At 55.9% G+C, this 12,761-nt stretch carries 12 protein-coding genes and 1 pseudogene; 4 read left to right on the top strand and 9 right to left on the bottom strand.

Going from position 1 to position 12,761, the window contains the following annotated elements; translation table 11 throughout:
• Positions 1–53 precede the first annotated feature (53 nt).
• Positions 54–743: a glycosyltransferase family protein gene (locus tag J3R84_RS37675; RefSeq protein ID WP_203529097.1), complete on the top strand. Its 690-nt coding sequence runs from the start codon at positions 54–56 to the stop codon at positions 741–743.
• Between the two features lie 94 nt (positions 744–837).
• On the opposite strand, the gene J3R84_RS37670 is transcribed toward J3R84_RS37675, so the two are convergent.
• The 3 genes from J3R84_RS37670 to J3R84_RS37660 form a co-directional block, all read right to left on the bottom strand.
• Positions 838–1,743, bottom strand: a complete 906-nt coding sequence (locus J3R84_RS37670; RefSeq protein WP_203529096.1) for a glycosyl transferase — start codon at positions 1,741–1,743, stop codon at positions 838–840.
• Positions 1,744–1,808: 65 nt separating this feature from the next.
• A complete protein-coding gene (locus J3R84_RS37665) occupies positions 1,809–2,531 on the bottom strand; it encodes a membrane-anchored protein (RefSeq protein ID WP_203529095.1) in 723 nt (240 codons plus the stop codon).
• Between the two features lie 30 nt (positions 2,532–2,561).
• Positions 2,562–3,404 (bottom strand): 3-deoxy-manno-octulosonate cytidylyltransferase, encoded by an 843-nt coding sequence (locus J3R84_RS37660; protein ID WP_203529094.1) that lies wholly within the window; start codon positions 3,402–3,404, stop codon positions 2,562–2,564.
• Between the two features lie 224 nt (positions 3,405–3,628).
• Here J3R84_RS37660 and J3R84_RS37655 point away from each other — a divergent pair, with 224 nt between their 5' ends.
• Both J3R84_RS37655 and J3R84_RS37650 read left to right on the top strand, forming a co-directional pair.
• Positions 3,629–4,561 (top strand): glycosyltransferase family 92 protein, encoded by a 933-nt coding sequence (locus tag J3R84_RS37655; protein ID WP_203529093.1) that lies wholly within the window; start codon positions 3,629–3,631, stop codon positions 4,559–4,561.
• A gap of 74 nt (positions 4,562–4,635) precedes the next feature.
• On the top strand, positions 4,636–5,604 hold the full coding sequence (locus tag J3R84_RS37650) for a mitochondrial fission ELM1 family protein (RefSeq protein ID WP_203529092.1): 969 nt from the start codon (positions 4,636–4,638) through the stop codon (positions 5,602–5,604).
• A gap of 20 nt (positions 5,605–5,624) precedes the next feature.
• On the opposite strand, the gene J3R84_RS37645 is transcribed toward J3R84_RS37650, so the two are convergent.
• The gene (locus tag J3R84_RS37645; protein ID WP_203529090.1) at positions 5,625–6,467 is read right to left on the bottom strand and encodes a glycosyl transferase; all 843 of its coding nucleotides are present in this window, start codon (positions 6,465–6,467) and stop codon (positions 5,625–5,627) included.
• 421 nt (positions 6,468–6,888) lie between these two features.
• Here J3R84_RS37645 and J3R84_RS37640 point away from each other — a divergent pair.
• Positions 6,889–7,149: pseudogene (locus tag J3R84_RS37640) on the top strand (IS21 family transposase); the annotation flags it as partial.
• 44 nt (positions 7,150–7,193) lie between these two features.
• On the opposite strand, the gene J3R84_RS37635 reads toward J3R84_RS37640, so the two are convergent.
• The 5 genes from J3R84_RS37635 to J3R84_RS37615 all read right to left on the bottom strand — a co-directional run bounded on the left by J3R84_RS37635 (position 7,194) and on the right by J3R84_RS37615 (position 12,591).
• Positions 7,194–8,345 (bottom strand): glycosyltransferase family 4 protein, encoded by a 1,152-nt coding sequence (locus J3R84_RS37635; RefSeq protein ID WP_203529088.1) that lies wholly within the window; start codon positions 8,343–8,345, stop codon positions 7,194–7,196.
• Positions 8,346–8,680: 335 nt separating this feature from the next.
• On the bottom strand, positions 8,681–9,841 hold the full coding sequence (locus tag J3R84_RS37630; protein WP_203529086.1) for a DegT/DnrJ/EryC1/StrS aminotransferase family protein: 1,161 nt from the start codon (positions 9,839–9,841) through the stop codon (positions 8,681–8,683).
• A gap of 25 nt (positions 9,842–9,866) precedes the next feature.
• Entirely contained in the window at positions 9,867–10,601 is a 735-nt protein-coding gene (locus J3R84_RS37625) for a PIG-L deacetylase family protein (RefSeq protein ID WP_057224211.1), read from the bottom strand.
• Positions 10,598–11,290: a sugar transferase gene (locus tag J3R84_RS37620; protein ID WP_225906449.1), complete on the bottom strand. Its 693-nt coding sequence runs from the start codon at positions 11,288–11,290 to the stop codon at positions 10,598–10,600. Before J3R84_RS37620 ends, J3R84_RS37625 begins: the two co-directional genes overlap by 4 nt.
• A 56-nt stretch (positions 11,291–11,346) precedes the next feature.
• Complete coding sequence (locus tag J3R84_RS37615) at positions 11,347–12,591, bottom strand: polysaccharide biosynthesis/export family protein (protein ID WP_057224209.1); 1,245 nt, start codon at positions 12,589–12,591, stop codon at positions 11,347–11,349.
• Positions 12,592–12,761 lie beyond the last annotated feature (170 nt).

The raw sequence follows: 12,761 nt of genomic DNA, 5'->3' as shown, positions 1-12,761 counted from the left end.
GTTATTAGAAGCACGCCTGGGACATTTTGAAGCCAACTTGAATCGGAAGTGTCATGACGCAAAGCGCTAATATTTATATCGGTTTCGACAGCAAGGAAGTCGTTGCCTACCACGTTCTTTGCCAAAGTATTCTGGAAAAGAGCTCCATCCCTGTGGCGTTCACGCCCATATCCCTGAACAACGTCGAAAAGATCTTCACTCGTGAGCGCAACGCGCTACAGTCAACGGAATTCTCCTTTTCGCGATTTCTCGTTCCGTATCTCAGCAACTATGAGGGATGGTCACTTTTTGCCGACTGCGACATGCTCATGCGGACTGACATCGCGAAGCTTTGGGAGTTGAGAGATGATCGCTACGCCGCCATGTGCGTAAAACACGATTATGTTCCGAAAGTTGAAACTAAGTTTCTGGGACAAGTTCAAACGAAGTATGAAAAAAAGAACTGGTCCAGCGTGATCCTGTTCAATAATGCCAAATGCCGAAAGCTTGATCTTGACTTCGTCAATTCTGCAACCGGCCTTGAGTTGCATCAGTTCAAGTGGCTTGAGTCCGACGATCACATTGGCGAACTGCCGGCGAGCTGGAATTGGCTTGTCAACGAGTATGAATATTCGCCAGAGGCGAATCTCGTTCATTTCACCGACGGCGGCCCCTATTTCGAAGAATATAAAGGGGACGATTACGCCGATGAATGGTTTGCCGCACGAGATCGCGTCTTGCACGTGACGCAACGCGCCAGCTAAGCGTGGAAAGCGCGCCAACATAGTTTTCACTACGGGCCGTGGCGATCAAACGTCGCCGCGGTCTGATGTTGAGCCCCGCACATTTGGCTGATCTTCAGCCGGGTCTTGAAAATTTTTCATCGTAGCCGAACCCGCAATCAACAAGAGGCGAGACGGACGAGTGATTTGCGATTTCGATGCCGTTTTCGGCGGCTACGTTCCTTGCCATGTTGAGATGATCGATGATACGCGGTTGAGCCTTCCGGATGCCTGAATAGGCTTTTTCCGTCGTCTCGTAGAACCTGGACATGTCGGCGTTGCCGAGATCGATCCCCAAGAGACCGATCTCACGAGGTTTCCAGCGAATGGCAAATTGCATCGCTGAAATAACAACCGAGCCCGCCTGAAATACCCCAGAAGTCGGGTTCTCGGAAAACCCGGTAGCGCCGTCCTCACTCAGTCTCACATAGGAGAGCGCTCGCAACTCTGGGACAGATCTGCGTTTCTTCGCGTACGGCTTTCGCACGTTATCGATCAACGCGATCGCCCTGTCCTTGAACCAGGTCCGGTCAAGTTCGCAGATCGCCCTTATGGTACTCACGGAGGCCAAGCACAGGCTATCAACCGGGATTCGCTGAATAAGATCGAAGTGCCTCCATACGAAACGCTCGTCTTCGATCGCCACGGCCAAAGGTTGGGCGATGACGCTTGGGACTAGGGTCAAGGCGCCATTCAGGAGTATGCAGGAAGATCCATCGATCCGGGTAAGATCATTTTGTTCAATGGAGGGCCCCGACCCGATGATCAAAACACTTCTTGGAGCGAACCGCAAAGTGCGAGATGTTGACAGAAGATTTCCCACAAGTTCGCCTTGATACCATATCGAGCCGTCTTGAGTTTCGCTAGCGCGCTGAAGTTTGAGGCCGGGAAACCAATCCTGCACATGTGCTCTTGAACGGCCTAACGCAAGACGGGTCGCGATTTTGATCAGTGAACGGAGGAACGGGCGGTTTGAACTCATTGGTTCCTCTACGGCGAATGTGCAACCGGAATAATACGAAAACGCCTTTCCTGCAACTACTGATTCTATCGGTTCCACAAAGGGATGCCTAATTCATTCGATACCGCCGGGTCGGCCGTGTAGATCGGCCGACCGGCTTTGATCAACCTTTCGACCAGCATCTTGTCCATGTGAGCATGCTGACGTTTAAGACCCGCCTCGTTGTAAACATGGCCAGCTGAGTTCGGATTTATCCCTGTTATAATAACAGCGGGCGCCCCGTTATAAAGGGCAAAAAGGACGGCGTTCATGCCATTGGAACATTTCGAGTCCGCATCTAGTTCGAGCGAACGCAGACCGGCAACACGGTCCAGCAGCGCCATGCGCTCATAACGATCGACTATATGCAGGTGCTCGTAGCTGTATTCAAACGCCCTGAGACCATCCTCCAGCCTCCCGCGGGCATCCTTTCTCCACAGGAAGACATAAAGCGCACCGGTACGTTGACCTTTTAGTACACGTCTGACCTCAACGGCATTGGGCGTGGTCCCATCGACCTGATTGAACATCATCATCGTTATGTGGGGCACATCTACCCCCCAGCTGGTTATAACGGACTGAGAACCGTTCACCGTAATGATCGAGAATTCGTCGTTTAATCCCGTCGGCTTGTGAGAAACTGGCGCTGAACCAACGACTACAACCGGCCCCTTGAATTCGAAAGGCGCGACAGGAGGAGCCGGGCGTGTGAGGCAGTATTTGACATTTCGGTAAATGCGCTTGCGCGTATCCGAGATCCAAGAACCCATACGAACCTCATATTGGTGATGCACTGGTAGTCATTCTTCTTTCTGAAGCTTCGTACGCTTCAGAAATTTCGGCTTAAGTCCGCGTAGAAGTTCATCTACCGATCGCAACACGTTCGTTAGAGAGACTAATTTGTCAACCTGCGCATCAGTTTGACTGAGGCGGGTCGACAGAACTTCAGCGATCGTTAAGGAGATTTCGGCAGCCGGTAACTCGGGGAAGCGAGAGGCTAGCGATGCGTAGCTGTTTGTCGAAACACCTCCGCGCATAGACAATTTTCCCACCCTTGCAAAGAGGCGCAAAAAGACCTGTTCAAATGTCCAATCGTGAACTGCGACGACCCGCCATTTTTCGCTCCGCTTGGCCGAGAAACCCGCCAATATGGTTTTAGCCGGGAGCTGCTGGTCAATCAGCCAAAGCGCCACTGCAAAGCCGCTAGTTGGGGTCTTGTTCGCAGGATAGAACTCGGCGCAATACCCGGTCAGATCCAAGTGCCCGGTCGGGGTTCCCAAGTAGTCGGAGGTGGTGTTGAGACGTTCGCCCGCCCCTAGGCGGATATTCATAATGCCGAGGAATTTTTCAGGCGCGAACAGCTTGACGACATCGGCGACCTCCTGTCGATACACAATGTTGGCGCCGCGCGGTTGAGCACGCGATATCAGCAAGGAGTGCCCAGTAAATTTTTTATCAAGAACCTTGTAGACCTTATTGAAAAAGATGAAGAGCGTAGTTGACGGGTATTCGGCCTGAAGCTCCTCGATATCTACCTGGTCGCTATTAGCCACAAGGACGATGTGTGAGAAGTCCGCGAATAGGGCGCGCCATTGCTCCGCCGCCACTAAATTTGCCGTCGTTGCAGAAGCGGGGAAATCCATTATCGAATAAGTCCTTACTGATGAGCCGTACCTCGACGTACTTCGATGCTTTGGGATTCGGCTTACTATTTTGTAAAGATGGTCCTCGCTAAATCAAAGCAAGCGCTATTGATAAATCATCCCAATGCATGTTCAACGAAGCGCTCAAGTCCACACCTTCCGCTCCCACCAGTGGCAAGGATAGAAAAACGACTGTTTAACTGCTCAGAATCTAAGGCGCTTCGATGTTTGGACTGAAGGCTAATCGGCATCTTACACGAGAACTCGAGATCACACCTCCAACGGCAGAGGCGGGCCGGAATGGCATTGCTATTGTGGCCTGCGTAAAGAACGAAAGCAACTATGTTGAGGAGTGGGTACGCTTTCATAAAGCTGTGGGTGTTCGTCATTTTCACCTCTACGACGACGCCTCCAGTGATGGAACGTTCGATGTATTGCGGCGGATCTTGACCGAGGAAGAACTCACCGTTGTTCCTTGGAATTTGCGCATGCGGGATGAAGAAAGCGGCGAACTTCTGAATGGCCAGACGGTTGCTTTCGCCCATGCAATCCTGAATTTCGGGGGCAAATACGATCGTATGGCTTTCATCGACGTCGACGAATTTTTGCTACCTAAGAAAGGACGAACCCTGCAAGAAGCCCTGCGCGGTTCAGGAGGTTTTCCGAACATTTCCCTGCCGTGGCACATGTTTGGCCATAGCGGTCATGTTTCCCGGCCCGCAGGACCCGTTTGCCTTGCGTACACCATGCGCGTGGCAGACCCGTTGCGGCAGCATCTTGACGCCAGCAATTTCAAGTGCATCGTCGACCCGGTCGAGGTGACCAAGGTTGCCGTGCATCACTTCCAAACACGTTCTCACGGCGATAAAACTGCGAACGACGGCGGAAAGTCAGTTACTAGAAAACAGAGGAAGGCTCCCGCTTTTTACTCGGCAGAGTTCATTCAGCTCAATCATTATTACGCAAAGTCGGTACAAGAACTGAAAGAAAAAACAGAAAGGGGTTGGTCCTTCGACGGGGCCGTTGATAAGTACAGGAACAAAGTCGCTACAACAATAAGATACATAGAAGAGAACGTGGTAGAAGACCGAAGTATGTTGGAATTCATCAGCCAGTATGAGATCGAGCTCAATCAAGATACCGCAACTCGGCTATAGAAGTTCTAACAGGGATTTTCGATCGTCGTAATACATGTTCCGTTGTCCCAAAGCGATCAGATCGGAGTAAATACTTGCAAGTGCACTACGACGAAGACAAATCGTTGGACGCGCGTTGCGTGTGGGCGGTAGCTGAAAGCAAGGCAGGAACGCTTACGCAATGTCTTGGCGTCGGAAAACAATTCGTCCTGGAACCTGCGGTCAAACTGATCAGTCGGGCTCGCGGAATAAAAAGACTGTTCGAACCACCGCTCTTTCGCAGAACAGAGGAGCGCCCTGAACTTGTAATCTCCTGCGGTTTTCGCGCCGAGCCAACGGTTCTGGACATAAAATCGGCCTATGGTGGACTGCCTTTCACGGTGCACCTTCAGCGTCCGCGGATTGAAGGCTATGATCTGGTTTTCGTGTCGCGCCATGATTGGGTCGATGAATTAGCCAATCGGCCGAATTATCATCAAATGGTCGGGGTCCCGCATCAGATCACATGGGCGCGCCTCGCGCCTCTTAGAGATGCCGCACGCCGGCGTTTTTCGCCGGATGGACGCCCGATTGCGGCGATTTTTGTCGGGGGCTCGAACGGCGCGTATGTCTACGACGAAACCACGCACGAGACGATAAGACACGCCGCTAGGCAATTAGAGCGGGAAGGCTGGCGCGTTGTAGCGTCGGTCTCGCGAAGATCAGAAGATAACACGCAGCAGGCCCTCTTAGAACTCAACGGAGAAAATATTGCAGTGTGGGATCGTCAAACCGAGAACCCCTATCTGGCCTACATGGCCGCGGCCGACGCTTTCCTTATCGCCAAAGATTCGATCACAATGCCTTGCGAAGCTTTAGCAACCGGCAAGCCGGTATTCACGCTTGATATAACGCCGGTCGAAGGCCCGCGACTGGACAAGTTCGTGCGCTATCATCGAGATCTTCATGAGAGCCTGCAACTGACCCGGCCATTCGAAGGAAAGATTGAATCCTACATTTACGAGCCGCTCGATGAAACGCGTCGTATCGCCTCGATAATCCGATCGAAGATGAACCGCATGTAGAGCCGAGGGCCGCATCACCCTTATTCGCGCCAGTGCTCATCGACCCAAGGCGTCGGGCGAATATAGTGTCTCAGGTATTGAAATGTGCCTTTGTTTTTCCGTTGCTGCGTTTGGAATACGCCTGCTATGTGTTCGAATGCTGCTTTACGGGATCCCTTCGATCCATACCGCCCTTCGATCGCGTGTTGCGGGTGAAGACCACGCGGAAAAATTACTACGCGTGCGTTACGTGGCAGACGCGGGGCAAGGAAATAGTTAAGCGGAAATGGCCAACGGCAGTCCTGGCGAAAATGGAGGACCCATTTCCTGGGAAAAAACTTGATGCCCCCTGGCGCATTTCGACTCACGAAGCGCTGCTCATACCGATACTCGTCGGCAACACCCTGCGGATTAGATCGAAACTTTTCCTGCAGCGGCAAGAGCTTGCCGACTGGAAACCGGAAGAGCGACGTTTGGCCAAGCCGCTCAAAGGGCGTAGTTTGATTTCTTGCCATCACAACATCATCGGCCTCACCGACCTCGAAGAAGCTATCCAGCGACGACACAATCACGAGGTCCAAATCTAGAAAAAGCACCGGGCCTTTTAGTTTCCCCAAGGTTGGCCCCCAGAGCCGAGCTTTTGGCCAAATGCCTCTGGTATTTGTGGGCATGTCAATGTTCAGAGGAGGCAGGTCTTCGCAGAGTATCTCTGGGTTGAGGCCGCCTCGATTGTCGGTGAAACAGGTGAACGTGAAAGGAGGCGTGATGTTGCGAGCAACCATCGCGTACAGCCTGTTAATGAAGCGCGCCCCATACTTTGTGCCCCAATTGATACAGATGATCTGTTTCACGCCACCGCTTGCTGCCAAAATACTCGAACTCATAGTGCTCGTTCCTCGCCCGCTTCCAACCGCACCACTCTCAAGCCGTCTCTAGGCCCCAAACCGCTTGGTTCGTTTTTGGACCGCTGCGAGCGAGTATGAGCGAGCGATGACTGTCGTAGATACTTGTCAGCGGCCCTTTCGCCAAGTCCCGGACCGAGTGATTGTCGTTCACTCACCTTAAACCTGCCGCAAGCATTTCAGACCGGCATGCCCACCCGCAATGGTCCAGAACGCATGCGTCCTTTTGATGCGGCCTATGGATATAATCCTCCAGGGCTTGTCCTGCAGCAATGGTCTAATGGTCGACAAAGGGCATAATAGGATTTGACTCCGGAGGGAGCGCCGAAAGCGCAGCAGGTCGCTGATTGTTGGCACTCCCTGCGCAACTGCTCCGTTGCTTTGCGGAACCTCATCGAGATCGAAGAACCGGGGAGCTGGGACGGCGGAAGCCTATGCACCCCACTATTACGCCCCAGGTGAGGCTCACCTATCCGACTGGAGCCACGAGATCATTTTGAGCAACGGCGTGAGGACGAGCGTCAAGGTTGCCCATGTCCGGCCTGCCACAGCCGGATGATGTTCGTCCGGCCAGATGTGCGCGAGAGCCAGGAGATGGTCTTCGACGCCCATGACAAGGTCTTCGCCTTCTTCCGTGGCACCTGCACGCGCGGCATCTGCGACGGTTGCCGCAAGGCATGGGATTTCTATGCTGGTCGCGACGCCGCGTTACTCGCTGTGGAGCACCACGCGTGTTGCTGCCGCGACCGCGTCCCACTCTGCCAGCACCCGTTCCTGGGTGAAGCGCCGTGCACTTTGTTCCGCAGTGCGTCCAAGATGATATCTGAGCAGCGGATCGCGCAGAACCCTTACGAGGGCCGCGGCCAAGGCGTCGACATCTTCCCTATCGACCAGGATTCCATCATCGCCATCGCTGATCATTTCTTCGGGGCCCCATTGGCACCGGAACGACACGGTGGGAATCCCGGCGGCCATCGCCTCCAGAAGCACGATCCCCCATCCCTCATAGCGCGATGAGAGTACGAACACGTCGGCCGTCTCCACCCATTCTCCTGGCCGCTTCGTGACGCCCGGCATGCTCACCCGGTCGGCAAGACCCAGGCGGTTCCTTTGCGCCTCAAGGTTTGCCCGCTCCTCCCCTTCCCCCCATATGCGCAAATGCCACTCCGGCAAATCCGGCGCGATTTTGGCGAATGCCTCGAGCAACAGGTCGAAGCCTTTTTGGTGGGTCAGGCGTCCGACGGCAGTCAGCGTGTTATCCTCACGTCTCCTGTTCCAACCCGGCGGCAGATCGGATGCATTGGGAACGACCCAGCCCCGCTTGCGCATGGCGGGTGGAAAGGCTTCGAGCGCCCCGCGCGTCATCGTTACCAAGCCGAAGGCGCGCGGGTAGAGCCATCGCTGCATTCGCTTCCAGCCGCGTCCAACGGGCTGCAGTTCGGGATTGTTGCGCTCGGAAACGATGATCGGCACACCAAGCCGCCAGCCTGCGAGCAGCGTGAGAACGTTTGTACGCGTGAGGAAGCTGAGGATGAAGGTCGGGCGCGACGCTCGAAGCGCGGCGGCAAGCTTTCGCATCCTGCGAAACGCCATCAGACCGGAATGAAGGTTCGATCGAGGCCGCCCTGCCCCACCGAGCCGCCAGATATCGATATGCGGATCGATCGGATAATAGGCCTCCGAAGTTGGTGCCTCGAAAGTAATGATGGTTACCTCATGCCCTTGCCGTGACCAGTGATTTGCTACCAGGCTGACGACGTGCTCGGTGCCGCCGGCGCCGAGTGCCGGGACGACAATCGTGGTTCTGGTCGTTTTTTGGTCCGGATGGTCGTACGCGCCACGATACGGGCTCGTTGCCATTCCTTGATGTTCCCCTTCGCGTTCCACACGTCCTCGGTCAATTAGATGATGGTTGTTACATTCCGGATCGCAGTTGCAGTGTATTCTGTTTTACCCGCTGCCGCGACGGCTTCAGTGCGCCGTCAGGGGGTGCCGATGAGCAGCATTTGCAGGGTGTCACAGGGGCATGCTCAAGCGTGTTCGGGTGACCTCTCATGCTGCGTTGGCGGACGCGTTCCTCGTTTCTCGCCGAAAATCCGGCAGAACCTGGTTTCGGTCCATTCTGTCCCGAGCAGACCGTATGCTCGAACCGATCGCAGCTCACTGCATGCGCGAACGAGCTGCTGTTCACGCGGTCACTTCGTAGCGCCCACGACGACGTTCCTGACGACGTCCGCGATCGTCCTCATTGCCTGCTCGTCGAAACTGGGATCCACCAGAAAGGCCAGGCTCGTTTCTCCGAGAGACCGGGCGACTGGAAGTCGGTGCGCCGGCACCATGCCGACGTTGATGAATGCCTGTTCCCGATAGATTTCCGAGCAACTGCCACTAAAACACGGCACGCCGCGGCCATTGATCTCCGCCACAAGCCGATCCCGGTTCCATCCGTCGCGCAGCATTTCTGGCTTCACGAAACTGTAGAAGCGATACCACGCATGGACGAAATCCGGCGGCGGCATTGGGGTGCGAAGCGCCGACAGATCCTTGATGGCGTCGTGAAGGATTGCTGCGTTGACCGCACGGATATCGTGAGTGTTGGCAAGCGTGGCGAGCTGCGCCGTCCCGAGCACTGCCTGTATCGACGTCATGCGCCAGTTGGTGCCGATCGTCTCATGCAGCCAACGGAACCCCGGGGGATGCTCCGTCTTGAACACGGCATCGTAGCTCTTGCCGTGGTCCTTGCGGCTCCAGGCGCGTTTCCACATGGCCTCGTCGTTTAGTGCGACCAGGCCACCTTCGCCGCCCGTCGAAATTATCTTGTCCTGGCAAAACGAAAATGCGGCGATCTCGCCGAACGTTCCGACGGGGTGGCCTGCTATGGAGGCTCCGTGCGCCTGGGCGCAGTCCTCGATCACCCAGAGATCGTTTTCGGCCGCCAGCGCCATGATTGCCGGCATGTCGCAGGGCCAGCCGGCGAGATGAACCGCTATAATGCCTCTGGTCTTTTTTGACAGGCAGCGGCCGATCGTCTCTACCGTGATGTTCTGGCTCTCCTCGTCGACATCGGCGAACACCGCCCTACCCCCGGCCATGACCACGCAGGATGCGGAAGCTATAAAGCTCCTGGGTGTAACGACGACCTCGTCGTCGGGCTGCAGGTCGAGTGCATGAAGTGCCAAGTCAAGCGCGACGGTTCCGTTTGCAAGCGCGATCGCATGCCGCATGTCCAGATAATGTTCATAGGCCGCTTCAAAGGCGCGAACGTGAGGTCCAGTCCAGGCGTTGACCTCGCCGGTTCGCAGCACGTTGCAGACGTCTGCGATCTGCTGTTCATCGTAGATGGGCCATCGATGCATCTGTGTCCCCCCGAACTCCATCCTGTCATGAGCGCGTCTGTGGCAGCATCCAACGAACAAGGACGAACGCTTCGGCCGCTTCGCTCATCACCGTCGCGCCGCGCAATTGCGCCAGCGCCGACAGCGTTCTCGTCGATCGCTCGTGTGGCGGCGAGCGGATCTGGGACGCAAAACACTGCATTGCTTCGAGCTTTTTTTCGAAATAGCTCGAGATGTCGACGAAGACGTTTGGCGTGAAGCCTGGGGTCAGATAGGGCGCGTTCCAGTTGGTCTCGGACAGTGTTTCATAGGCCAGTATGCGATGAGGGAAGCTTTCCTGGTGGGGTCGACTTGCCACCAACGCCGAAAGGAACGCTAGCTGATGATCTCGATGAATGTCGCCGGGAAATGGCAGAAGAACTGTCTCGGGAGATAGGAGACGAACGAGATCCGAGAGCGCGCTGTTGACGGCGGAATGCCCGGCCAGGTCGAGACCGGCTGCTTCGAAACCGAGCCAGAATGTTTCCTCCACGCCTAGCAATGCGTGGGCCTGATTGGCCTCCGCTCTGACTAGAGCGATGCTTTCCGAAGTGAAGGCGGGAGGCCGCCCCTCGGTTACGATCGCCACGAACACCCGCTCGCCTTCCGCGGTCAGTCGAGCGATCGTTCCGCCCGCTCCCAACACCTCGTCATCCGGGTGTGGCGCGATCACCAGGGTTCGGCCAAACGAGAGCGGAACAGGCAACGCGGGACCCCTCTTTGCCTTGGCTCGCTTGCTCATCGATGGCTTTCTCCTAGTGGTGCGAAAGGCGCGGCGGCGCCGTATCGTTCGGCGACATGACGCCGTGCCTCTGCCAAGTGCCTGTCGTTTCGCTTCTCGCCGGCGACAAGCGTGAGTACGGTCATGACGAGGATGCGCGTGTCGAGCCATCGACCAGCATGATCGACATACCAGATGTCGAGCGCCAGTTTCTCCTCGTTCGACAGGCGTGTATTGCCGTTGACCTGCGCCCATCCGGTGATGCCGGGCAGTACCCGGCATCGGACCCGGCCGAGTTCACCGAATTCCGCGATGGTTGTGGGACCAAGCGGGCGCGGTCCGACGAAGGCCATCTCACCCCGCGCAACGGAAAGGAATTGCGGCAATTCGTCGAGGCGCGTGCGTCGCAGAAACCATGTCAGTCTCGTCGCGCGCAGTTGGTCGGGCAACAGGTGTCCGTTCGCATCGCGACCTTCGCGCATGGTGCGAAACTTGACGATGGAAAATGGCTTAGCCCCGAGACCGGCACGCAATTGTCGAAAAATGAGTGGCCGACCGAGTGTGGCGAATACAATCGCGGCCGCCAACAGCATCAGCGGCAGGCAGAGGATAAGCAACACGCCGGCGATGAGAACGCTGTCTACCCGGCCATTTTCAGCTGGTAAAGCTATAGGGCCCATCTCGAGTGCATGTCGGCCGTTCCGTCTCAATCCGCTCTCCGTCACGTCGTCTGTTTGGTCGGCGGTGCCGCCGTGACCGTGCTTGCTTACATGCCCGTTATTGCCACTACCAAGACGTCGCCCGGCAGCATTTCCGTTAATGGGGAAGCCTCAATGCTCGCCGGCTTGCCGCCGACGGGGTTGCGGCGGATCTCGTAGGTGTAACTGATCTTGGATTTGTTTGCTTCATCGGCGCTCGCCGCCGCCATCAGCAGAATTTGCTCCTGGGCAGCTTGCCTGCTGGCGATCAGTTTCTTGATCTCCACGTCGCGCTCCTGCAGTTGCATGAGAATTTCCTTCTCGCGATCCGCCCCGAGCTTGGCGAATTCCAGCTTCATTTCGCTCAGCTCCCGCCGTGAACGGGCAAGCGTCGCGAAGGTCTCAAGCAACTGGGACTTTTCGTTCGATGCGTTGCTCCTGGCGCGTGAAAGGTCGCTTTCGGTGTTGAGTTCACGCTTGCGCAGCGAGCTCACCCGCGCCAGGTCCTTTTCATTGATGTCGACCACTTCCTTTTGTTGAGCCACAAGTTGATCGAGGATGTCTATCGCGCCTTGCCCCTGGACAATTCCTTCCGACAAAATGGCGCTCTGGGACTTGTTGGCGGCGAGATCGGCACTCAGGATCTTTTCCTCGACCTCGATAACCCCTTTGAGAGGTAAGTCGGCGAGGTATCCGCTGGCGACTTCCGGCACGTCCTTCAGGTCGATCTTCGCGCTGTTCTTCAGTTGCGCAACCAGACGGGCAGCGTAAATCGCCTCATAGACGATTTGCGCGTCAGCTCCCTCAATCTCGCCGCGGAGCCTTGCGCGCGCCACGATCCGATCGGACGGATTGACGGATGCGATCTGGGTGCCGCCAGCGAGACCCACGGCCTGTTCTACCGTCAGGCCGCCGTAGAAGGGGAAGGAACCGGGGCTTCGCACTTCGCCGAGAACGAAGATCGGACGAAACGTGGAGATGTTGAGCGAGAGCTTTGGATCAATCAGGATTTCCCGGGAACGGTACTCGGAGCGTAATTTTTCCAAGGCCGCGGTCACCGTCAATCCAGCGATCTTGACGGATCCAATCAAAGGAAATTGGGCATCGCCGTCGCTCGAAATCGTTACCGTCACGGGAATCTCGGCGTCGTCCAGGAAGTCGAAGGTGAGGATATCGCCCGTAGACAGCCGATAGTCGGCGGAAAGCCCTCCCCCCGTCGTCACGCTGAGCAGAAAACACAGGATCGCTGCGAGAAGATATTTGGAAATCCTTCTCGCCAGGCTCCTGTCGAATGAGCTCGTGATTCCGGTCATGCGATTGCGCCTCTCGAAAGAAAAGACAACGCTCGGAGATCGTATTGTCGGCGACTATATTCTGACGTTCGCCGAGCCGTCAAAGGATTTTGGTTGAAAATAAAAAGATGCGGTAACATTATAATACATATCCCCAAAGGGAGAGTAATTTCGATTTTTATTACCCCGAT

The organism is Ensifer canadensis, assembly GCF_017488845.2.
Lineage (GTDB): Bacteria > Pseudomonadota > Alphaproteobacteria > Rhizobiales > Rhizobiaceae > Ensifer > Ensifer canadensis.
The sequence above is the reverse complement of the archived record's forward strand: the minus strand, read 5'-3'. Positions and strand labels throughout refer to the sequence as shown.

Excerpts from the sequence above, each read along its gene's own strand:
- J3R84_RS37675 (WP_203529097.1), top strand. The coding sequence starts at position 54 with ATGACGCAAAGCGCTAATATTTATATCGGTTTCGACAGCAAGGAAGTC.
- J3R84_RS37670 (WP_203529096.1), bottom strand. The coding sequence starts at position 1,743 with ATGAGTTCAAACCGCCCGTTCCTCCGTTCACTGATCAAAATCGCGACC.
- J3R84_RS37665 (WP_203529095.1), bottom strand. The coding sequence starts at position 2,531 with ATGGGTTCTTGGATCTCGGATACGCGCAAGCGCATTTACCGAAATGTC.
- J3R84_RS37660 (WP_203529094.1), bottom strand. The coding sequence starts at position 3,404 with ATGGATTTCCCCGCTTCTGCAACGACGGCAAATTTAGTGGCGGCGGAG.
- J3R84_RS37655 (WP_203529093.1), top strand. The coding sequence starts at position 3,629 with ATGTTTGGACTGAAGGCTAATCGGCATCTTACACGAGAACTCGAGATC.
- J3R84_RS37645 (WP_203529090.1), bottom strand. The coding sequence starts at position 6,467 with ATGAGTTCGAGTATTTTGGCAGCAAGCGGTGGCGTGAAACAGATCATC.
- J3R84_RS37635 (WP_203529088.1), bottom strand. The coding sequence starts at position 8,345 with ATGGCAACGAGCCCGTATCGTGGCGCGTACGACCATCCGGACCAAAAA.
- J3R84_RS37630 (WP_203529086.1), bottom strand. The coding sequence starts at position 9,841 with ATGCATCGATGGCCCATCTACGATGAACAGCAGATCGCAGACGTCTGC.
- J3R84_RS37625 (WP_057224211.1), bottom strand. The coding sequence starts at position 10,601 with ATGAGCAAGCGAGCCAAGGCAAAGAGGGGTCCCGCGTTGCCTGTTCCG.
- J3R84_RS37615 (WP_057224209.1), bottom strand. The coding sequence starts at position 12,591 with ATGACCGGAATCACGAGCTCATTCGACAGGAGCCTGGCGAGAAGGATT.